This window comes from Mycolicibacterium pallens (assembly GCF_019456675.1).
Classification (GTDB): domain Bacteria; phylum Actinomycetota; class Actinomycetes; order Mycobacteriales; family Mycobacteriaceae; genus Mycobacterium; species Mycobacterium crocinum.
Genome location: NZ_CP080333.1, coordinates 3,115,184 through 3,135,729, shown reverse-complemented (window position 1 = coordinate 3,135,729; position 20,546 = coordinate 3,115,184). Strand labels below are relative to the sequence as shown.

The 20,546-nt window shown below is 67.7% G+C and carries 24 protein-coding genes; 11 read left to right on the top strand and 13 right to left on the bottom strand.

Annotation, left to right across the window (positions count from 1 at the left end; translation table 11 throughout):
* Positions 1 to 61: 61 nt before the first annotated feature.
* A complete protein-coding gene (yaaA, locus tag K0O64_RS15405; RefSeq protein ID WP_071944525.1) occupies positions 62 to 808 on the bottom strand; it encodes a peroxide stress protein YaaA in 747 nt (248 codons plus the stop codon).
* 127 nt (positions 809 to 935) lie between these two features.
* Here yaaA and K0O64_RS15400 point away from each other — a divergent pair, with 127 nt between their 5' ends.
* Together K0O64_RS15400 and K0O64_RS15395 are read left to right on the top strand one after the other, a co-directional pair.
* Positions 936 to 2,216, top strand: a complete 1,281-nt coding sequence (locus K0O64_RS15400; protein WP_071944527.1) for a sensor domain-containing diguanylate cyclase — start codon at positions 936 to 938, stop codon at positions 2,214 to 2,216.
* A gap of 47 nt (positions 2,217 to 2,263) precedes the next feature.
* Positions 2,264 to 2,893 carry a nitroreductase family protein gene (locus tag K0O64_RS15395; protein ID WP_071949813.1) on the top strand — a complete coding sequence of 210 codons (630 nt, stop codon included), beginning with the start codon at positions 2,264 to 2,266 and terminating at the stop codon, positions 2,891 to 2,893.
* Here K0O64_RS15395 and K0O64_RS15390 read toward each other — a convergent pair.
* The 3 genes from K0O64_RS15390 to K0O64_RS15380 are packed head-to-tail and all read right to left on the bottom strand — an operon-like array spanning position 2,884 to position 5,273.
* Positions 2,884 to 4,020, bottom strand: coding sequence for an alkaline phosphatase family protein (locus K0O64_RS15390; RefSeq protein ID WP_071944529.1), 1,137 nt, complete (start codon positions 4,018 to 4,020; stop codon positions 2,884 to 2,886). The two genes, K0O64_RS15395 and K0O64_RS15390, sit on opposite strands and share 10 nt — an antisense overlap.
* 21 nt (positions 4,021 to 4,041) lie before the next feature.
* Positions 4,042 to 4,809 (bottom strand): molybdate ABC transporter substrate-binding protein, encoded by a 768-nt coding sequence (gene modA, locus K0O64_RS15385; protein ID WP_071949814.1) that lies wholly within the window; start codon positions 4,807 to 4,809, stop codon positions 4,042 to 4,044.
* A complete protein-coding gene (locus tag K0O64_RS15380) occupies positions 4,809 to 5,273 on the bottom strand; it encodes a TOBE domain-containing protein (RefSeq protein WP_198044365.1) in 465 nt (154 codons plus the stop codon). Before K0O64_RS15380 ends, modA begins: the two co-directional genes overlap by 1 nt.
* A gap of 56 nt (positions 5,274 to 5,329) precedes the next feature.
* Between K0O64_RS15380 and K0O64_RS15375 the strand changes: the two genes are divergently transcribed.
* The 3 genes from K0O64_RS15375 (at position 5,330) to K0O64_RS15365 (ending at position 7,889) form a co-directional block, all read left to right on the top strand.
* Positions 5,330 to 6,115 carry a CDP-diacylglycerol diphosphatase gene (locus K0O64_RS15375; RefSeq protein ID WP_083542903.1) on the top strand — a complete coding sequence of 262 codons (786 nt, stop codon included), beginning with the start codon at positions 5,330 to 5,332 and terminating at the stop codon, positions 6,113 to 6,115.
* Positions 6,116 to 6,291: 176 nt separating this feature from the next.
* A complete protein-coding gene (locus K0O64_RS15370) occupies positions 6,292 to 7,410 on the top strand; it encodes a YeiH family protein (RefSeq protein WP_071944535.1) in 1,119 nt (372 codons plus the stop codon).
* A gap of 128 nt (positions 7,411 to 7,538) precedes the next feature.
* The gene (locus tag K0O64_RS15365) at positions 7,539 to 7,889 is read left to right on the top strand and encodes a hypothetical protein (protein ID WP_071944537.1); all 351 of its coding nucleotides are present in this window, start codon (positions 7,539 to 7,541) and stop codon (positions 7,887 to 7,889) included.
* Here the strand turns inward: K0O64_RS15365 and K0O64_RS15360 are convergent.
* Positions 7,871 to 8,356 (bottom strand): Rv1352/Rv1906c domain-containing protein, encoded by a 486-nt coding sequence (locus tag K0O64_RS15360; protein WP_425574787.1) that lies wholly within the window; start codon positions 8,354 to 8,356, stop codon positions 7,871 to 7,873. The two genes, K0O64_RS15365 and K0O64_RS15360, sit on opposite strands and share 19 nt — an antisense overlap.
* Positions 8,357 to 8,484: 128 nt before the next feature.
* On the opposite strand from K0O64_RS15360, the gene K0O64_RS15355 reads away from it, so the two are divergent.
* Complete coding sequence (locus tag K0O64_RS15355) at positions 8,485 to 9,414, top strand: homocysteine S-methyltransferase family protein (protein WP_083542613.1); 930 nt, start codon at positions 8,485 to 8,487, stop codon at positions 9,412 to 9,414.
* A gap of 9 nt (positions 9,415 to 9,423) precedes the next feature.
* Here the strand turns inward: K0O64_RS15355 and K0O64_RS15350 are convergent, their stop codons facing one another.
* Entirely contained in the window at positions 9,424 to 9,777 is a 354-nt protein-coding gene (locus K0O64_RS15350) for an STAS domain-containing protein (protein ID WP_321189709.1), read from the bottom strand.
* Positions 9,778 to 10,026: 249 nt separating this feature from the next.
* Positions 10,027 to 10,989 (bottom strand): LLM class flavin-dependent oxidoreductase, encoded by a 963-nt coding sequence (locus tag K0O64_RS15345; protein ID WP_071944543.1) that lies wholly within the window; start codon positions 10,987 to 10,989, stop codon positions 10,027 to 10,029.
* A 112-nt stretch (positions 10,990 to 11,101) separates the two neighbouring features.
* On the opposite strand from K0O64_RS15345, the gene K0O64_RS15340 reads away from it, so the two are divergent.
* Positions 11,102 to 11,692, top strand: a complete 591-nt coding sequence (locus tag K0O64_RS15340) for a restriction endonuclease (RefSeq protein ID WP_071944545.1) — start codon at positions 11,102 to 11,104, stop codon at positions 11,690 to 11,692.
* Here the strand turns inward: K0O64_RS15340 and K0O64_RS15335 are convergent.
* The 3 genes from K0O64_RS15335 to K0O64_RS15325 are packed head-to-tail and all read right to left on the bottom strand — an operon-like array spanning position 11,668 to position 14,605.
* Entirely contained in the window at positions 11,668 to 12,912 is a 1,245-nt protein-coding gene (locus K0O64_RS15335; RefSeq protein ID WP_071944547.1) for a sulfotransferase family protein, read from the bottom strand. The two genes, K0O64_RS15340 and K0O64_RS15335, sit on opposite strands and share 25 nt — an antisense overlap.
* Entirely contained in the window at positions 12,909 to 13,985 is a 1,077-nt protein-coding gene (locus K0O64_RS15330) for a DUF1214 domain-containing protein (RefSeq protein WP_071944549.1), read from the bottom strand. Before K0O64_RS15330 ends, K0O64_RS15335 begins: the two co-directional genes overlap by 4 nt.
* Positions 13,982 to 14,605, bottom strand: coding sequence for a TetR/AcrR family transcriptional regulator (locus K0O64_RS15325; RefSeq protein WP_071944551.1), 624 nt, complete (start codon positions 14,603 to 14,605; stop codon positions 13,982 to 13,984). Before K0O64_RS15325 ends, K0O64_RS15330 begins: the two co-directional genes overlap by 4 nt.
* A gap of 134 nt (positions 14,606 to 14,739) precedes the next feature.
* On the opposite strand from K0O64_RS15325, the gene dsbE reads away from it, so the two are divergent.
* From dsbE to K0O64_RS15310, 3 genes are read left to right on the top strand one after another with little or no spacing between them, the layout of a single operon-like run.
* Positions 14,740 to 15,219, top strand: a complete 480-nt coding sequence (gene dsbE, locus K0O64_RS15320; protein WP_425574788.1) for a disulfide bond-forming protein DsbE — start codon at positions 14,740 to 14,742, stop codon at positions 15,217 to 15,219.
* 8 nt (positions 15,220 to 15,227) lie between these two features.
* Positions 15,228 to 16,220: a cytochrome c biogenesis CcdA family protein gene (locus K0O64_RS15315; protein WP_083542614.1), complete on the top strand. Its 993-nt coding sequence runs from the start codon at positions 15,228 to 15,230 to the stop codon at positions 16,218 to 16,220.
* Entirely contained in the window at positions 16,129 to 16,428 is a 300-nt protein-coding gene (locus K0O64_RS15310) for a hypothetical protein (protein WP_396929041.1), read from the top strand. The genes K0O64_RS15315 and K0O64_RS15310 overlap by 92 nt, the downstream gene beginning before the upstream one ends.
* 82 nt (positions 16,429 to 16,510) lie before the next feature.
* On the opposite strand, the gene katG is transcribed toward K0O64_RS15310, so the two are convergent.
* The 3 genes from katG to K0O64_RS15295 all read right to left on the bottom strand — a co-directional run bounded on the left by katG (position 16,511) and on the right by K0O64_RS15295 (position 19,520).
* Positions 16,511 to 18,733, bottom strand: coding sequence for a catalase/peroxidase HPI (gene katG, locus K0O64_RS15305; RefSeq protein WP_071944557.1), 2,223 nt, complete (start codon positions 18,731 to 18,733; stop codon positions 16,511 to 16,513).
* A 51-nt stretch (positions 18,734 to 18,784) separates the two neighbouring features.
* The gene (locus K0O64_RS15300) at positions 18,785 to 19,225 is read right to left on the bottom strand and encodes a Fur family transcriptional regulator (protein WP_071944559.1); all 441 of its coding nucleotides are present in this window, start codon (positions 19,223 to 19,225) and stop codon (positions 18,785 to 18,787) included.
* A gap of 67 nt (positions 19,226 to 19,292) precedes the next feature.
* Positions 19,293 to 19,520, bottom strand: a complete 228-nt coding sequence (locus K0O64_RS15295; RefSeq protein WP_125477439.1) for a hypothetical protein — start codon at positions 19,518 to 19,520, stop codon at positions 19,293 to 19,295.
* A 129-nt stretch (positions 19,521 to 19,649) separates the two neighbouring features.
* Between K0O64_RS15295 and K0O64_RS15290 the strand changes: the two genes are divergently transcribed.
* Complete coding sequence (locus K0O64_RS15290; RefSeq protein ID WP_071944563.1) at positions 19,650 to 20,537, top strand: mycobacterial-type methylenetetrahydrofolate reductase; 888 nt, start codon at positions 19,650 to 19,652, stop codon at positions 20,535 to 20,537.
* Positions 20,538 to 20,546: the final 9 nt, after the last annotated feature.

Genomic DNA, 20,546 nt, shown 5'->3' with positions numbered 1-20,546 from the left:
TGGTTTTCTCAGATTTTCCGGTGGCGACAATTTCAACGGCGTGGCGAATGGTCGATATAGGTCAGGCGGGGACAACGACGGTCAACTCGTTGCCGGTCCGCTCGACGTGCATCCCGGCCCGGCGGGCGACGGCGGCGACGGCGGCCGCGTCGCCGGGTTCGGACCGCGACGATGCGAGTGCCCGCGCGAACCGGCCCTTGTGCGCCTTGTTGAAATGCGTGACGACAGTGCGGCGCCCATCGGGGTGTTCGGCCAGGACATCGACGCGCACAGCGTCCGGAATTCGGCCCAGTGCGGCGTAGGAACCCGACCGCAGGTCGACGATGAGCTCGTCAGTCGACATCTCGGCCAGGACCGGCTCGAGAACGGGGCGCCACCGAGCGGCGAGCGTCGCGCTGCCCGGAAGCTTCGACGACGCCGACAGCCGGTAGGCCGGGATCAGGTCGTCGGCCCGGAGCACGCCGAACAGGGCGGAGCCGACGGCCAGCCGGGCGCGGGCCCGCGCGGCCGCGGCGCCGCGAAGCGATTCCACGTCCAGGGCGTCGTAGAGCACGCCGGTGTAGCGGGTGATGGCCGGCAGCGTCGGTGAGCTCAGCAGTAAGGCGTTGCGCTCGATCTCGGCGTCTTGTGCCGGGGAGATGCCCAGCGCCGCCCGGCACGCCTCGGGTTCGGCGGCCAGCGTGACGAGTTCGTCGATCAGGGCCCCGCGCAGCGGACCCAGCGCCGGACTGCTGAGATCGTCCAGCCGCAGCGGAGGTCCGTCGCCGCCACTGCGTTTGGTCTCCGACGGCGGAAGCAGCACGATCACGACCGAGAGGCTAGCGGGCAGCGCGGGAAGCCCGTACCGGCCCCCGTCGCGGCGCTGATAAATTTGGCGCCGACGTGTCTTGACACAACAGGACACACATTCTGCAGCTGCACACCGAGGGGTAAAGGTGGCGCCGGCCGAACAGCCGAACCCTGAAGACGAACTACGGCAACTTCGGCAACTCGTCAACCACCTGCCGGGGATTGTCGGCTACTGGGATCGCAATCTGCGCAACGTGATCGCCAATGATGCGTATCTCGGCTACTTCGCGATGGCGCCGCACCAGGTGCACGGCCGCCATATCCGTGAGGTGCTGGGGGAGACCGTGTACGCGTTGAACCTGCCGTACATCATGGGCGCGCTCGCCGGCCGCCCGCAGCTCTTCGAGCGTGAACTGGTCGGCCTCGGCGGAATTCGGCGGCGCACGCTGCTGTCCTACATTCCCGACATCGTCGACGGTGAGGTACTGGGCTTCTACATTCAGGGCACCGATCTCACCGAGGAGGCCGACGCCGAGCGGGCCCTCGACGATGGGCGTCGGCTGTTCGAGATCAGCATGGCCAATGCGCCCTACGGCAAAGCGGTGGTGACCACGACCGGCGAAATGCTGCTCGCCAACCCGGCGCTGTGCGCGCTGATCGGCTACGGCGCAGACGAACTCGTCGGCCGCGATTACCGCGATTTCGTCCACCCCGATGACGTGGCCGCCGGTGAGCAGGAGATGGCCTCGTTGCTGGCCGGGACGGTCACCCAGATCTCGTCGGAGCGCCGCTATGTCCGCCGCGACGGCAGTGTGATTTGGATGCAGCGCAGCGCGGTTCTGGTGCCGGGACGGTTGCCGGGTGCCGAAGACCTGGTGATTGCGCAGTTCCAGGACGTCACCGCCCGTCGGCACGCCGAAGCCGAGCTGGCCCGGCTGGCCGTCACCGATCAGCTCACCGGTCTGTTCAACCGGCGCGCCCTGGTCAGCCGCGTCGCCGAGCACCAGGCCGGTAGGCCGTGGGCTGCGGTCGGTCTGATCTTCATCGACCTGGACGGGTTCAAACACGTCAACGACACCCACGGGCACGCCACCGGTGACGTGGTGCTCGCCGAGGTTGCCCGCCGATTGAGTGACGCTGTCTGCGAACCGAATTCGGCCTACCGTCTCGGCGGCGACGAATTCGTGGTGCTGGTGCCCGACGCCGCGCACGACACCGAGGTGGGCGAACTGGCCGCGGCCGTGCGCTCGGCGCTGACCGGTCGCTACACGGCCGACTCGAGCGAATTCGGCCTGACCGCGTCAGTGGGGTGGACCTGGGGTCACGACGACAACGCGGAGGAATTGATCCGCAAGGCCGATATCGACATGTACCGGCAGAAGGCGCGGCGCGGCCAGTCCGCCGTCCGGGGCAACCCGAACATCTGATAGACCCTCTTGGCGTGAAGGCACTCAGCAGCGATATCTGGGACGTGATGTCGACCGCCAGGGCCATCAGGCGGTTCACCTCCGAGCCGGTCGACGACGCCACGCTGGCCCGCTGCCTGCAGGCCGCGACCTGGGCGCCGTCGGGGGCGAACGCTCAGGGTTGGCGATTTGTCGTTCTGCGCTCGCCGGAGCAGCGGGCGGTGGTTGCCGAAGCCGCGGCCCGCGCGCTGGAGGTCATCGAGCCGGTGTACGGGATGAGCCGTCCCGCGCCCGACGACACCGGCAGGCAGGCCCGCAACAACCGCGCGACGTATGAATTGCACGACCGCGCAGGTGAATTCACCTCAGTGCTGTTCGCTCAGCAACACTATCCGACCGCCTCTGAGCTGCTGCTCGGCGGCTCGATCTTCCCGGCGATGCAGAACTTCCTGTTGGCCGCCCGGGCTCAGGGGCTGGGTGCCTGTCCGACCGGTTGGGCGTCCTACGGCGGTGCGGAGTTGCTGCGGGAAGCGGTCGGCGTGCCCGACGATTGGCTGATCGCCGGGCACGTCGTCGTCGGCTGGCCGCGCGGCAGGCACGGCCCGTTGCGGCGCCGACCGCTGTCAGCCGCGGTCAACCTGGACCGCTGGGATGCGCCGGCCGACGAACTACTGGCCGCCAAGGACGCTCAGCCGTAGGCAAGCAGCAGCGGCACCCGCTGTTCGGCGCTGGTCAACGAACCGTGCTGGCCGATCAGCGCGGACTCCATGGGCTCGGCGGTTCGCCGCACCAGTGCGGCGCGGTCGCGGGTGGCGGCGACGACGTCACCGATGCGGGGCCGCACTCGGTCGTCGACGGCCTCGCCGAACCAGCCGGCCGCGATCGCCTCGTCGCGGGTTACCACCCAGGCACGGTCGGCCAGTCTCGCGCGCCACGTGGCCAGCACGTCGGCGGCCGCGCCGTCGCGGACGTAGACATGCCGAGCCCGTGCCTCGCCACCGATCGCCGCCACACCCTCGAGGAGATCGGGCGCGCTGTCGAGGTCGACGGTGGCTGCGCCGTCGACGGCCACCATGCCGTGATCGGCCACCACCGCGAGCAGACCGCCGGCGGGCAGGCTCTCGACGACGGACTCCACCAGCCGGTCGACCTGTCGCAGTTCCAGTCGCCAGGCCGGCGAACCGGGACCGTAGAGGTGACCCATCAGGTCGAGGTCGCCGTGGTAGCCGTAACAGAAGCCGCCACTCGCGATGGCGCCGCGAACTTCGGCGGCCAGGTCGCCGAGCCCGATCACGCCGACGTAGCGGCCACCGCGCAGCACCGCCCGGGTCAGCCCGGAGCCGGTGAACTCCGCGCCGGAGACCACGCTGACCGCCATGCCCGCTGCGGTCGCGCGCTCGAAAGTCGTTGGCAGTGGCTGGATTTCCTCGGGTACCGCCTGCTCGCGCGCGTCGTCGCCCCACGGATGCGGCCGCCACCGCAAAGCGTTGATGACACCGACCTCGGGTAGCCGGAAGGACAGTCCGACCATGCCGTGGCCACCCGACGGATGGCCGGTGCCCACCGCGGCCAGGCCCGCCGCGGTGGTCGACGGAAACCCGACGTGCAGGCTGCGTCCCCGCAGCCCGGCCAGGACAGGTGCGTCGTCGGCGTAGGCGTCGAGCAGTTCGGCGCCGAGGCCGTCGATCAGCAGGACGCAGGCTCCGGCAACGGGCCCGGGCAGGCTGATCCGCGGCTCGAAGCCGACCACTCCCATCGCGGCCAGGACTGACGGCACCACGTCGGCCAGGTGCGGGGTGTCGGTGTCCACGTGCGGCAGAGTCACGGCTTCGAGCCTGCCATGTCGTCAGGGTTTGCCGAAGCCGGCCTTCGTCAGGATCTCCTGCCCGGTCGGCCCGGTCACCAGGTCGACGAACTTGCCTGCCAGAGCGGGATTTCCGGCGTGGGCGAGAGTGGCGATCGGATAGGTGTTGACCGCGCCGGCCGCCTCGGGGAACGACACCGCCACAACCTTGTCGCCTGCGGCCGCGGTGTCGGTGACGTAGACCAGCCCGGCGTCGGCCTGTCCGCTGGTGACCTTGTTCAGCACGTCGGTCACCGAGGATTCCTCGCTCACCGGGGTCAACTGCACTCCGGATGTGGTCTCCACCGCCCTCGTGGCCGATCCACACGGCACCTGCGGCGCGCACACCACGACGTTGAGGTCGGGCTTGGTCAGGTCGCGAAATGACGTGATGCCCTTGGGGTTTCCGGGGGCGACGGCAATGGTCAGGGTGTTGGTGGCGAAGTTGACCGGCGCTCCGGCGAGCAGACCGGCCTGGCCCGCCTTGTCCATGTTCTTGGTGTCGGCGGAGGCGAAGACGTCGGCGTGCGCGCCCTGGGTCAGCTGGGTCACCAGATCCGAGGATCCCGCGAACGAGAACTCCACGGAGGCGCCGGGGTTGTCCTTGGCGAACTGATCGCCGATTGCGGTGAAGGTCTTCTTCAACGAGGCGGCGGCGAAGACGACGATCTTCTGCCGGCCCGCCGACGTCGACGACGACTGCTGCGACGGGGAACCGCACCCGGCGATGAGCAGCAGCCCGGCGGTCAGCACCGGCACCAGACGTGCGATCACGACTGTCCTGATGTTTCGACGATCACCGTGGTGGCCTTGACGACGGCGACCGCGACGCTGCCCGGTTCGAGGTTCAGCTCGCGGACGGCCTCGCTGCTCATCAGCGAGACGACGGTGAATGGCCCGCATTGCATTTCCACCTGAGCCATCACGGTGTCGGCGACCACCTTGGTGACCAGTCCGGCGAACCGGTTGCGGGCGGAGCTGGCGATCGAAAGCGGATCCTTGGGGGCAGCGGCGGCGGTCTTGCGGGAGTAGGTGGTCAGCGCGGCTCCGTCGACGGTCTTGCGACCGGACTGGTCGCTGCCGGTGGGCAGGCCGCCGTCGTCGATCCAGCGTCGGATGGTGTCATCGCTGACACCGAGTAACTCGGCGGCCTCTCGGATTTGCAGCATCGGCACGGCCGAATGGTAGCCGATAATGGCCGCATCCGCGGTCCCGCACCTAGATTTACGCCGCATATGCGGCACCGGTCCGTCGGCATTGATCAGATGCGGTCGCGTCGTAAGGTGTGGCGGTGCGACACACGCGCGGCAGCGCACTCCTGGCGGCCTTGGCGCTGTGGGTGCTCGCTCCGGCGACCGTCCACGCCGACCCGAACGCCCTGTGGACGATCGTCCACGACCAGTGTGTCGTCGATGTGCAGCAGCACCGCGATCCGGCGCCCTGTTCCCGCGTCGATCTCAGCCGTGGTGAAGACGATGGCTATGCAGTGCTCAAGGACATCGTCGGAGACCGGCAGTATCTGGTGATCCCGACCGCGCGGATCACCGGGATTGAGAGTCCCGTGCTGGTGGATCCCCACGCCACCAACTACTTCGGTGCGGCCTGGCAGGCGCGGTCGTTCGTCGAACAGCGCGCCGGCGGAACGATCCCGCGGGACTGGATGAGCCTGGCGGTCAATTCCGCGGTGGCGCGGTCGCAGAACCAGCTACACATCCACGTCGACTGCCTGCGCGCCGATGTCCACGACGCCCTACGCTCGGCGGCCGGTGCCGTCGGGCCGGGATGGGCACCGCTGCCCATTCCGCTGACCGGTCATACGTATTGGGCGATGGCCGTCGACGGAATCGACTTGGACGCCAACCCGTTTCGTCTTCTCGCCGACGGCCTCGACGGCGCGCGCGACGACTTAGGGCAATACACCGTGGTCGTCGCCGGCCTCACCGGACCGGGCGGGCGGCCCGGGTTCGTCGTCTTGGCCGACCGTGCCGACGACGTGAGCAACGCCGGCGGTGAAGAACTGCAGGATCACGACGCCTGCCCGCCGCCGCTGCCCGCCACGCCCACCACCGCCAAATAGCATCTCGAATCACCGCGAGCGCATTGCTGGTCAGCGCCGCACCGGGTCGCCACCATCGATGGTCGTGACCGAATCCAGACACACCATTGGCGTCGACTGGTGGGCGACGATCGTCGCCGGCGTCTTCGTCGTCCTCGCCGTCGCCGACGTCCTTCCCAAGATCCCGTGGTGACCTCATGACCACAGCCGGCGTCGCAGAGACCTCCGAAGAACAACCGATCTTCACCAGCCGCAACCTGCTGGACTACGTCCCGGGTGTGCTGCTGCTCATCGGCATCGGCCTGCTCGGCAAGTACGCGCAGATCTGGTGGAATGCGCTTGCCAAGAAAGAACATTGGACTGTTCCCGACATCGAGTACGTGCTGTGGGCCATCGTGATCGGCCTGCTGATCACCAATACCGTTGGGCTGCATCGGGTTTTCCGGCCAGGCGTGCAGACTTACGAATTCTGGCTGAAGATCGGCATCGTCGCGCTCGGTGCGCGGTTCGTCCTGGGGGACATCGTCAAGCTGGGCGGCATCTCACTGGTGCAGATCCTGCTGGACATGGCGATCGCGGGCACCATCATCCTGTTGGCCGCCAAGGCTTTCGGGCTGTCCGGCAAGTTGGGCTCGCTGCTGGCCATCGGCACCTCCATCTGCGGGGTGTCGGCCATCGTGGCATCCAAGGGCGCCATCCGAGCGCGCAACTCCGATGTCAGCTACGCGATCGCGGCGATCCTGGCGCTGGGCGCCGTCGCCCTGTTCACGCTGCCACTCATCGGGCACGCGCTCGGACTGTCCAGCCATGAGTTCGGGTTGTGGGCCGGTCTGGCCGTCGACAACACCGCCGAGACCACCGCGACCGGCTACCTGTATTCCGAAGAGGCCGGCAAGCTGGCCGTGCTGGTGAAGTCGGTCCGCAATGCGCTGATCGGGTTCGTCGTGCTGGGCTTCGCACTGTACTGGGCCTCGAAGGGTGAGGCCGACGAGCTGGCCCCCGGATTCGGGGCCAAGGCGAGATTCGTGTGGGACAAGTTCCCGAAGTTCGTGCTGGGCTTCCTGGCGGTGTCGACTCTCGCCACGGCCCACTTGCTGAGCAAGGGACAGATCGCGAACCTGGGCAACGTCTCGAAATGGGCGTTCCTGCTGACGTTCGCGGGCGTCGGGCTCAACACCAACGTCCGCGAACTGGCCCGGACCGGGTGGCGTCCGCTGGTGGTGGCGGTCATCGGTTTGGTCGTGGTGGCCGTGGTGTCGCTCGGCCTGGTCCTATTCACCTCGCGCGTGCTGCATTGGGGGGTGGGCGCGACGTAGGAGGCGTTCACCTGGCGACGGCAGAGATGTCCAGCCGACGCATGGGCGGGTGCCGCAGCGGGAATCCACCATCAGCCGTCAGTTGTGAGCGGCTGCGATCGTGCGCGACGCAGACGAGGAGGTGCGAGGTGGGACTGGATCCGGAACAGCGACAGCAGCGGCAGGTCACGAACGAAGCGGCTGAAGAAGCAGCAGCCCATAGCAACTGGACATACCCGTGGCCTCCGGCCGGTGATGGTGCAGCGCATCCCGCCGGTGAGGGTGACGTGGGCTCATCCAACGCCGGTGGCGACCGGGCCACGGTTGATTCATCGATCCGCACATCTCGTGCCGGCCAGCCGGATCAGCCGGCCGGGCAGCCGTCGCAGTGGACGCGCGTCGTGGTGGCGGCGACGATCGCCGGTTGTGCGGTGCTGCTATGGAAACGGCGTCTGACAGTGCGGCGCCGGCGCGACCTAACTCAGTACGGCGGCAGCTGACCCTGCCCGGATGCGCCGGCCATGCCGTTGAGGGTGTCCAAAGCGTGGCGCAGCTGCAGCTGGGACAGCAGCGGCCCGGCGGGCGCGGGCGGCTGGGCGTCGGTCAGGGTCCACGGCTGGCAGCCGTCGGTCTTGAACGAGACGTCGCCCGGATCGATCTGCACCACGGAGGGCTTCTTGGTGAGCGCGTTGTCCACGTTGGTCTGCCCGTCGGGGCCGCCGGTCCGCTTCCAATAGCAGGCGCCGCCCGCGACCGGGCCCGCCGAGGCGTAGGTGCCCGGGACGATGTCGACGCCGACCTTGTAGACGCCGTCGCTGTCGATGGTGGTCTTGGGTGCGCCGGCCGGTGCGGGCGCCGGCGTCGCGCCGGGGAACTCGGAGGGGGCCGCGGCGGCGACCGGGCCCGGTGCGGGACCGGTGGGTGACGGTGTGGGCGCCGGAGTGGTGGTCGGATCGGCGGCTGCCATCCCGCCGCCGAGGACGCCGGCACTGACGGCCAGCGCGCTGATTGCGATCACATTGGTTATTCGACCCACGTCAACTAGGGTAACCCGGCCGCGGACCCCCTTGGACCGGACTGAGTTAACGTCAGCGGATGCCCAGCTTCAGCGATGCGGTAGCCAGTGGAATGCCGGTGCTCACCGACGGCGGCATCGAGACGCGGATCATGTTCGAGACGTCGATCACGATGAACCCCGACATCCAGGTGGCCGGTTTGGTCGGCGACCCGCAGGGTGAGCCGGCACTGCGCGCGATCTATCAGAGCTATCTCGATGCCGCGGCGGCGACCGGCGTGCCGGTGGTGATCGGCACACCGACGTTTCGCGCGAGCGTCAACCACACCCGACGTGCCGGTCTCGGCGGTATCGAGGCGGTCGAGCGGCTCAACCGTGCCGCGGCCGCCTTTCACCGGCAGCTGCTCGACGGTCATACCGGCCCACCGGCGTGGATCGCCGGGGTCCTCGGCCCGGCGGGCGACGCCTACCTGCCCGCCGAGGCGCCCTCGGCGTCGGCTGCCGACGCCTACCACCGACCGCAGATCGAATCCCTCGCCGGGGCCGGGGTGGACTTCCTGTTCGCGGCCACATTCCCCGCCGTCGACGAAGCGATCGGCGCGGCCAGGGCGATGGAGCGCACCGGCTTGCCGTTCGTCGTGTCCTGGGTGCTCGGCGCCGATACCCGGGTACTGGACGGGACGACGCTGGCCGAGGCCATCCGCCGAGTGGATGACGAAGCGGCACCGACGTACTTCTCACTGTCGTGCATCCACCCCACGGTTGCCGCTCGCGCGCTGGACGCCTGCGGTGACGCGGTCACCCGGATTCGGGAGGTGAAGGCCAACGGCTCGGTGCTGAGCCCCGCCGAGCTGGTGGCACTCGACCACGCAGAGAGCGACCCGCCGACCGAGTTCGCCACGGCCATGAACGACCTACGACGCGATTACGACGTTCCCGTCGTCGGCGGATGTTGTGGCACGACCGACGCGCATATGCGCGCCCTCGGCGAGCTGCTCACCCGCGGGTGAGCGTGGGGATCAGGCAGTCTTGCTCAGCAGGGGGAGCAGCAGCCGGCGACGGTTGAGAACCGCGTCGTCGAACTCGTGCTCGGCCTCGGCGACCGAACCCACGACCGGGAACACGACATCGCTGTCACGGCGCAGCCGACGGTTCACCGCGTCGCTACCGACCACGGCCCATTCCACACCGGCGGCGGTGCAGACGTCGTCGATGTCGCACAGCAACCGGATGGCGTGCGGAGCGAACGAGCTCACCCCGGACAGGTCCAGAACGAACGGCTTCTCGGCGAGCACCAGTCGCTTCGCGCATTCGGTCACCCGGTCGACGTTGACGGAATCGATGCGTCCGCTGACCGCGACAACCGTCGCCATGTGGCGCGAGTGTGCTCGGATATGGGCGCCCTCGTAGTCGACAGCGGGGTTTCCGTATCGCGACGTAAAGCTCGTCATGGGGCGCCTCGTTTCGGTCTTGGTGCGTGTGTGACGGTTGTAGACCGCCTCAACTTGACCCAAACGTTATGCCGCAAATCTAAGGTCACCGGGAGCAGTGGCTAAAACTCTGTTAAGAACCCAACTTTCGCCAGCTAGCACCCAAACGGGCAACGTCGACCGTCGAGGCGGCTAACGCAGCGCCGGCAGAACGTCGTCTGTAAGTAAAGTTACGGACTTCCACGCTTCCTCCACGGGCATGCCTCCGACCAGCGGATGCATCACGATCGGGCCGTAGTTTGCCGTTGCGCGCACTTCGTCGATCAACTGGTCGGGCGTGAGGAATCGGTACCTGCCGGAGGCCCGAACTTCCTCCAGGGTCTGCACTCCCGGCAGATGCATGGACGACCGGGACGGGTCGTCGGACCATGCTCCATACGTGACCGCCTCCCACAGAATGTGGCTACCGAGTTCGGCCCAGGCGCGCTCGGGATCGGAGTGCAGATAGATCATTCCGCGGTTCACCGCGGGCGGCATGAGGACGAACGGGCGCAGGCCCGCTTCTCGGCACAGCTCCGAGTAGTACTCCGCGAGGTCGGGCCGGTGGTCGGGCAGGCTCAGGGGTAGGCCGAACCGCACCGCCCGGCGAACGGTGGCGCGAACACCGCCGCCGACATAGAGCGGAGGGTGCGGCTTGGACCAGGTCCCCGATACGACGCCGGTATCACCGGTCCACGCGGCCAGCATGGTTTCCAGAAGCTCATCCATCAGTTCGCCGCGGCGACCGAAGTCCACCCCGAGCGCCCGGTACTCCTCTTCGCGGTAGCCCAGGCCGACGGTGGTGTGCAGTCGGCCCTGGCTCATGGCGTCGACGAGCGCGATGTCCTCGGCCATCCGGACGGGGTTCCACAACGGCCCGAGCGCGCAGTCGATGCTGGCAAAGATATTGGCCGTGCGGGCCAGGAACATCCCGGCGATCATCACCGGATTGCAGCTCCAACCGTGGCCGGTGACGTGATGTTCGTCGACGCTGATCGCCGCGACGCCGTGCCGGTCGCCGAATTGTGCCAACTCCAATGCGGCGGAAAGCAATTCACCCTGAACGCCGGGATCTCCGCCTGGAGAGGCGAAATTGAACCGGAGAATTGCGAGCATCTGAGCACTGTATGGGTGCGATGACGCCAAACTCGATGCGAACGGGTCACGATTTGGCTGCTGTGCCTCGTCGCTGGAATTGCCTGTCAGGGGGCGCCGCTAGCGTGACGGCGTGCGCGAGGGCTCGGCCGCGGTGACGACGGCGCTGCAGTGGCTGGGGTTGTGGGTGGTCACGACCGCGTTGTTGACGTTGATCGGTGTGCTGAACACGGCCGCGTGGGTGCTGGCCGCGCTGAGTGCGGTCGCGGTCGTGGTGTCTGCCTGGCGCGCCCTGCTGGTCTGGCTCGACCACCGCCGAGATATCCGGCGCGACGCGCTGTACCGGGCCACCGGGCAGGCGGCCGTGGACGCCATGACCGGTGTCGAATTCGAGCACTATGTCGCGGCCGTATTGCGGGGGATCGGCTATACCGTCGAACTGACAAGGGCAACGGGAGATTTCGGCGTCGACCTGATCGCCACCAAGGACGGCACCCGGACCGCGGTGCAATGTAAGCGGCAGAATCGCGTGGTCAACGGCTCCGCGATTCAGCAGGTGGTCGCCGGTGCCGCCGTCCACGACTGCGCGGCGACGATGGTGGTGTCCAACCATCGCTACACCAGAGCCGCCGAACAACTCGCAGAGGTGCACGGCTGCGTGCTGGTCGACCGCACCCGGCTGGCGCGAATGTCCCGGCCTCAGCCGATGAACCGGTCCCGGTAGGGGCGCAGTCGTTCGGCCACCTCACCGGCGTCGAGTCCCACATCGGCCAGGTCGTAGATCACCTCGCCGTAGCGGCCGCGTGGGTGCTCGGCGATGAAGTCGGCCATCGCGGCGCGCACGTCATCCCCGAACGGCTGATCGGCCAGCGTGTAGATGGCCGACAGGGTGCCCTGCTCGTCGGCCATGAAGTCGGTGAACCGCACATCGATCGACTGGCTGGCCGGCAGCACGTCGCGGTCGCGCACGCAGCCGCTGAACAGGTCATCGGCCCGGTCGAACCAATACCGCGCAATCTTGATCGGATCCGGCTCGGCACACGCCATGCGGGACGCGTAGGCGATCATCGTGACCATCGATCGGGTCACTTCGACTGGATCGCGATGCGTCACAACGAAAGTCGCATCCGGGAACGTCGCGTACAGGGTGGGGAACTGCTCGAGGTGCTGCGGTGACTTCAACACCCACCGGGTGCCGCCGCGCAACCACTGCATGGCCTGCAGTTGACGCTTCAGGTAGGCGTACGACGGTCCCTGGTCGTGGGCTTTGTAGTGTGCGGCGAAAGACGGCAGATAGTAGGTGGTTTCGAAGAGCATGCCGGAGATGTCGTTGGCCAACAGCTGGATCTCTTCGTGCGCGTGATCGACGGTCATGTCGTGCATGCGCTTGAATTCCGGCATCGTGGTGTCGATCAACTCGAGTCCTGCCGTGCATCGGTCGCGGCGCGCTTGACCGTCTTCGCCGGGTGCGGGGAAGGGCTCCAGGCTTTCCCAGTAGGGCAGATAGCGCATGTTCGGGTCTGCGGCGATCAGGTTGTGCAGGTGCGTGGTGCCGGTGCGGGGCAGGCCGCAGATGATGATCGGCCGGGCGATCTCGATGTCCTCGATCTCGGGGTGCTCGGCGATCAGGGCCTCCAGCCGCAGCCGGTTCACCAGGTTCCCGACGAGTTGCTCGAAGACGACGGCGACTCCGACGTCGGACAGCCCGGCCTCCTCACGCAGCGACGCGGTCAGGACGTCCAGCCGTTCGCGGAAGCTGTCGTCGCCCCAGCTGTGCAGCCCGGTGCGCTCAGTTGCAGTGGCCAGCAAGGCATCTGAGGTCAGCTCGAGGATCGATCCATAGCCGGCGAGCGCCTCGCGGATTGGCGCAGCGGCGTCGGGGAACACCGGGTGGGCGAGGTCGGTGAACCTGATCGGCTTGGGGCGCTGCACGTCGGTGGTCACGCCGAGACCTCGGCGACGTCGACGACCCGGCAGGTCGGTCGCTTCGGGGTCTCCTCGGGCAGGAACCAGCGCAACCAGATCAGGCCCTTGCTTCGCCCGGCCGTCGACACCCAGTTGGGATGGCCGGGATCGGTGTCGCTGACCACGATTCGCCACGACCCGTCGGGTTCGTAGGTGACGTGCGCACCGTTGATGGTGACCCGTTCGTAGGTGTAATCGTAGGTGTGCAGGAAGGGATTCCACAGGCACAGGTTCCAGAACACGCATTCCGGCGACGTGCCCTCGATCACCAGCGCCTGCCCGGGCTCCAACTCGTAGGCGCCCATCGCGTACGCGGCGTCGCCGGCTGCCCAACCGTAGGTCTGCTGCGGAACCGGGTAGGGCTCGGCGATCTCATTGGCCGGCTCCACTGTGGTGGGGATGAACGAGTACTGCTCGGTGAGCCACGTCCGCGCGGCCCGCAGCCGCCGGATGAGGTCGGCGCGGTCGTCACGTTTGCGGGCGGGCGGATCGATCGCCTCGATCGTCCACTGCACGCGGCGGTCCGTCTCGGGGTTGTTCAGGTAGTCACGGGTCAGCGCGACGACGGCGTCGTGCTCCAGCTTGAGCCAGGCCCCGGGCTGCGGGTCGGGGCTGATCGTGAACTCGAAGTTGCCGTCGTCGTCGAATTCCAGCGAGCGGTCATTCATCGTTCCGACGATGCGATTGCTGTAGTGCCCGTCGTCGGGACCGCCGTAGACGGTGATCGACAGGTAGACCGAGTCACCGCGATTGCCGGTGACCCGGTAGGTACGGGCGGCGTCGATCGGGGCCAGCTGATAGAACGCGTCCGAGTTGTCGCCTCCCCAGCGCTGATAGGGCCCGATGACGTCGACGAATCGCGGGTTGTCCTTGTCTCCCCACACATAGGTGTCGACCGCCACCCGCAGCAGGCTGAACGTCAGCCGATACCCGTCGAGGATGTCGGCCTCGGATAGTGGGGGATCACTCGTCAGGAACTTGCGTTCGAGCGCCCCGAGTTCGTCGAGCAGTTCGTGGAAAGCGGTCGACAATTCGTCGTCTGCCATCGTCATTGCCTTTCTCGTTCCTGCGCACCCTGCATGACCAGGGAGCAGAGCTTGTCGACCAGGTGTTCGGTGTCATCGCGCCCGTCGACGAGCGCGCTGTAGAAGGTGGTGCCGACCAGCACGTTGAACAGGGTGTCGGTGTCGACGTCGGCGCGCACCACCCCTTGTTCAGCGCCCGCGTGGACCAGGTCGGCGAGCTCGGCGCGAATCCTGTCGTCGAGCAATTGCTGTGTGCGGATGTGCAATTCGGAGTCGCGGCGCCGCTCGGCGAGAATGCCCATCGTCGCGGCCTCGACCGCCGGCTCGCGCCAGAACGCGACCGCGCCGCGGATGAACTCGCGCAGATCGGTCTCGAAGTCTCCGGATCGCGGCAATCCGGGTGTGCCGCTGTCGGTTCCGAACGCCGCTTCGAACACCACGTGGGCTTTCGACGGCCAGCGCCGGTAGATCGTCGGGCGGCTGACACCGGCGGCACGGGCGATGGACTCCATGGACACCTGGTCGTAGCCGGCATCGATGAGCAACCGACGGGTGGCCGCCATGATCGCGGAGTCGGTCCGCGGGTCCCGTGGCCGGCCTCGGACCGGTTCCAATCCTGCCGCCACGTCGCGGTCCGGAGCGCTCACGAGAAATTATGTTCCGTTACGTCACGTAAAGTGTCAAGACTGTGACGTCCGGATTGAACCGGTTCACCCACGGGAATCGTGACACCACAATCAGTCCCACCCGACTGCTGCCAGGAGGTCATGTCATGAAACTCATGCGCCGAGCACTCGCCGCGGCCATGGTCGCCCTGACCGTCGGCGTCGCCATGCCTGCCTCGGCACTCGCCGACGACCAACTCGCGTTCACCGGCACCACGCTGAGCGGCGCGCCGTTCAACGGCGCGAGCCTGCAAGGCAAGCCCGCGGTCCTGTGGTTCTGGACACCGTGGTGCCCGTTCTGCAACGCCGAGGCGCCCAACGTCAGCCAGGTGGCCGCCGCCAACCCCAAGGTCACCTTCGTCGGCGTCGCCGCCCGGTCCGACGTCGGCCAGATGCAAGCGTTCGTGTCGAAGTACAACCTGAACTTCACCAACCTCAACGACGCCGACGGATCCATCTGGGCCCGCTTCAACGTGCCCTGGCAGCCGGCGTACGTGTTCGTCCGCCCCGACGGTTCGTCGACGTTCGTGAACAACCCGACCTCGGCCATGTCGGAGCAGGAGCTCAGCGACCGGGTGCGCGCACTGGCGTCCTGAGTCGCGACGTGGACGCGAATCTGACCGGCCTGGCACTGGCCGCCGGGATGGTGGCTGCGCTCAACCCGTGTGGGTTCGCGATGCTGCCGGCCTACCTCACGCTCGTCGTACGCGGCGAGGACGCGGATCCGAGCCGCACCGCCGCGGTGGGGCGTGCGCTCGGGGCGACCGCCGCCATGGCGCTGGGCTTCCTGGCGGTGTTCGGCCTGTTCGGCCTGCTGACGGTCCCGGTGGCCGGCGTCGTCCAGCGTTACCTGCCGTACGCGACGATCGTCATCGGCATCGCCCTTGTCCTGCTTGGCATTTGGTTGTTGTCGGGACGGGAATTGCGGTGGGAGTCGGTCAGCCCGAACTGGCGATGGGCGCCCACGGCTCGACTGGGATCGATGTTCGGCTACGGCGTGGGTTACGCCGTCGCGTCGCTGTCATGCACCATCGGCCCCTTCCTCGCCGTCACCGGTAGCGCCCTGCGCACCGGCTCTGCTGTCGACGCGATACTGGTCTACACCGCATACGCCGCCGGACTGGCCCTGGTGGTCGGCGTGCTCGCGGTCGGGATCGCTTTGACCAGTACGGCTTTGGTGGACCGGCTGCGCCGACTGCTGCCCTACGTCAACCGGATCAGCGGGGTGGTGCTGATCGTGGTCGGGCTCTACGTCAGCTACTACGGCCTCTATGAGGTCCGGTTGTTCAGCGCGCAGGCGGATCCTGTCGATCCGGTGATCGCCGCCGCGGGCCGGCTGCAGGGCGCGGTGGCCGGCTGGGTCTACCGGTCGAACGCCTGGACGTGGGCGGTGGTGCTCGCGCTGTTGGTCGGGGTCGCGTTGTTGCTCCGGCGCCGGCGTGTCCGCCGATATACTCCGCTGCACGTCCCACAAGGGGGAGGAGAAGCGGATGACCCGACATTCGATACGAACCTGGGGAGCGGCCGGCGCGGCCGTGCTCGCCTTGACCGGAGTGCCGGCGGCGATCGTGACGATCCAGCCGGGCGGTCAGGCTAACGCCGACGTGTGCGCCAGCGCCGGCCGGCGGGTGACGGTCAGTGGCTGCGCGAATCTGTCCGATGTGATGGCGCCCTATGTGCCGCCGCCGTCGTACTACGCGCCGATGCCCGAGGACTATCCGCCGCCTCCGCCACCCCCGCCGCCGCCGGTGACCGGCTGCGTGGGGTACAACGGCCGCTGGGTGAGTGCGGGCGGCTGCCGCTAGCTCCGCACATTCGCGAATGTAATTGCGCTACAACGACGAAACCCCGCGGGCGATGCCCGCGGGGTTTCGCTTACCGCTGAGTTCAGGACAGGTCGAACCGGTCGTTGTTGGTGACCTTGACCCACGCCGCGACGAAGTCCTCGACGAACTTGCCGGCGTTGTCGTCCTGGGCGTAGACCTCGACCAGGGCGCGCAGCACCGAGTTCGAGCCGAACACCAGGTCGTTGGCGGTGGCCGTCCACTTGAGCGCACCGGTGGTCCGGTCCGTGCCCTCGTAGACGTTCTCGGCGTTCGCCGACACCTTCCACTCCGTACCCATGTCGAGCAGGTTGGTGAAGAAGTCGGTGGACAGCACGCCGACCCGGTCGGTGAACACGCCGTGCTTGCTGCCGCCGTGGTTGGCGCCCAGCACGCGCAGGCCGCCGAGGAGCACGGTCAGCTCGGGTGCGGTGACACCCAACAGGTAGGCCTTCTCCACCAGCAACTGCTCGAGCGGAGCCTTCTCGCCGGGCCGTACATAGTTACGGAACCCGTCGGCCCGCGGTTCGAGAACCGCGAACGACTCCACGTCGGTCTGCTCCTGGGTGGCGTCGGTCCGCCCCGGTGCGAAGTGCACGTCGATCGCGTAACCGGCCTCCTTGGCCGCCTTCTCGATCGCGGCGTTGCCGCCGAGCACGATCACATCGGCCAGCGAGACGGTCTTGCCGCCGGAGTTGAACTCCTGCTGGATCTTCTCCAGCACCGGCAGCACCTTGGCCAGCTCGGCGGGCTCGTTGGCCTCCCAGTTCTTCTGCGGCTCCAGCCGCAGCCGGGCGCCGTTGCCGCCGCCGCGCTTGTCGGTGTTGCGGTAGCTCGACACCGAGGCCCACGCGGTCTTGACCAGCTGGGGAACTGTGAGCCCGGAGTCCAGGATCTTCGCCTTCAGCTCTGCCGCGTCGGATTCGCTGATCAGCTCGCCCTGCACCGGCGGCACGGGGTCCTGCCACAGCTGGGGCTCGGCCACCCACGGGCCGAGGTAGCGGCTGATCGGACCGAGGTCGCGGTGCAGCAGCTTGTACCAGGCCTTGGCGAACGCCTCGTTGAGTTCCTCCGGGTGATCCAGCCAGCGGCGGGTGATGGCACCGAACTCCGGGTCGACCCGCATCGAGACGTCGGTGACGAGCATCGTCGGCTTGCGGTTGGGGCCACCGAACGGATCGGGGATGATCGCCTCGGCGTCCTTGGCCTGGAACTGCCATGCCCCCGTGGGGCTCTTGACCAGCTCCCACTCGTAGCCGTAGAGGATCTCCAGGTAGGCGTTGCTCCACTTGGTCGGCGTGGTGGTCCACACCACCTCGAGCCCACTGGTGACGGTGTCGCCGGCCTTGCCGGAACCGAACGGGCACTTCCAGCCCAGGCCCTGCTGCTCGATCGGGGCGCCTTCGGGCTCGGGGCCCATGCCCTCGTCCGGGCCGGCGCCGTGGGTCTTGCCCAGCGTGTGGCCACCGACGATCAGCGCTGCGGTCTCCTCGACGTTCATCGCCATCCGGCCGAAGGTTTCCTTGATGTCGATCGCGGCCTTCAGCGGATCCGGATTGCCTTCCGGCCCTTCGGGATTGACGTAGATCAGACCCATGGTGGTGGCGCCGTAGGGCTCCGCCAGGTCGCGTTCACCGGAGTAGCGCTTGTCGGTGCCCAACCATTCGTCTTCCTCGCCGAACAGGATCTCTTCGGGCTCCCACACGTCGGGGCGGCCGAATCCGAAACCGAAGGTCTGGAAGCCGGCCGACTCGAGCGCGACGTTGCCGGCGAACACCAGCAGGTCGGCCCAGGAGATCTTGTTGCCGTACTTCTTCTTCACCGGCCACAGCAGGCGGCGCGCCTTGTCCAGGTTGGCGTTGTCGGGCCAGCTGTTCAGCGGGGCGAAACGCTGCATGCCCTGACCGCCGCCGCCGCGGCCGTCGTAGATGCGGTAGGTGCCCGCGGCGTGCCAGCTCATCCGGATGAACAGGCCGGCGTAGCTGCCGTAGTCGGCGGGCCACCAGTCCTGTGAGGTGTTGATGACCGACAGCACGTCGGCCTTCAGCGCCGCCGGGTCGAGCTTGGCGAACTCCGTCGCGTAGTCGAAGTCGTCACCGAGCGGGTTGGAGTACGGCGAGTGCGGGTGCAGCTTGGAGACGTCGACCTGATCTGGCCACCAGTCCTGATTGGTCCGGGGCGCGTGTGCTTTCGGCGTCGGCGACGGGATCGCCGGGTTCTCGCTCTCGCTGGTCGAGGCGCCCTGGTTCGGGGCCGGGGGGTGGCTTGCGGACGTATCAGAGGACACTGTTTCCCTTTCTCATTGCACACATCATTTTGTTGACTGGGCTGTGATCACTTATGTGATCGCAGGAGGTTCTTTGGCCGAGCAGTCGGGACACAGGCCCCAATAGATGACCTCGGCTTCGTCGAGCACGAAACCGTTGTGCTCAGACGGCGTCAAACACGGTGCGTCCCCGACGGCGCAGTCGACGTCGCCGATGACACCGCACGATCGGCACACCATGTGGTGGTGGTTGTCGCCGACGCGCGCCTCGTAGCGCGCCACCGAGCCGGACGGTTGAATGCGCCGGACCAGACCGGCCGCGGTCAGCGCGGCCAGGACGTCGTAGACCGCTTGGCGAGATACGTCCGGCAGGCCGGTGCGGACGGCTCCGAAGATGGTGTCGGTATCGGCGTGCGGGTGTGAGTGCACGGCGTCCAGGACGGCGATCCGCGGGCGGGTGACCCTCAGCTGCGCTGCCCGCAGCTGGTCGGAGAGATCCGAGACGGAGGTCACGTTTTGATAGTCGTCTCTTTTCTGGAATCGGTCAAGAGTTGATCGCTATCGAATCCTGCGGGCCAGGTCAGGGCTGTTGTGTGGGCGTGTTCCGCGGACGGGCGGTGGGGCTCAACGGCGCGATCGGCGCCGGGCTGAAGCTGTTCGGCCCGGGAATCGTGGCCTTGCTGGTGGGCTGCACCGAGACGCTCCTGGGACTGGGCTCCGGAGCGTTGTTCGTGGATCCGCACGCCGGGAAGGCGATGACACCGACGGCGGCCAGTGCCACCAGCCGAACCGTTCGACTCCCACGCATCGCTGAAAGCTACCGCGTTTCGGTCGAATCAATGCCGCGACCGGGCTATCTGTATGGTGATCGGCGGATCGCGTCCGGCGGCCACCCCGGACCGCACCCGGAACCAGTCGTCTCGTCAGGAGCAGTTTCGTGCCCCTCAACACCGTCGCGCTCGAACTCGTGCCGCCCAACACCGACCGCACGCCGGACGAGATGCTGGAGGAAGCGCGCAAGGTCGTGCAGTTGTCCGCCGAGACCGGTGTGCGGATCGGGCACGTGATGATCCCCGGGATGATCGAAGAGGACAGCGGCCGTCCGATCGAGATGAAGCCCAAGCTCGACGTGCTCGACTATTGGTCGCGCATCTCTCCGGAACTTCCCGGCGTCCGCGGTCTGTGCACCCAGGTGACGGCCTTCATGGACGAGCCGACACTGGTCAGCCGGCTGACCGCTCTGCTGGACGCCGGCATGGAAGGTGTTGCGTTCGTTGGGGTTCCACGGACCATGAACGACGGCGAGGGCGCCGGCGTCGCACCCACCGACGCGTTGACGATTTTCTCCGAGCTCGTCCCGAACCGGGGCGCGATCCTGATTCCGACCCGTGCCGAGGAAGCCGGCCGGTTCGGTTTCAAATGCGGCCGGGGCGCCACCTACGGGATGACGCAGCTGCTGTACTCCGACGCGATCGTCGGCTTCCTGACCGAGTTCGCCGCCACTACCGACTACCGCCCGGAGATCCTGCTGTCGTTCGGGTTCGTGCCCAAGGTCGAGTCCCGGGTCGGCCTGATCAACTGGCTGATCCAGGACCCGGGCAATGCGGCGGTCGCCGCCGAACAGGACTTCGTGCGCACGCTCGCCGAGAGCGAGCCACCCGTCAAGCGCCAGCTGCTGGTCGACCTCTACAAGCGCGTCATCGACGGTGTCGTCGATCTCGGGTTCCCCCTGAGCATCCACTTCGAGGCGACCTACGGAATGTCGCGACCGGCCTTCGACACCTTCGCGGAGATGCTGGCCTACTGGTCGCCGGCCGCCTCCTGAGCGCCGCGC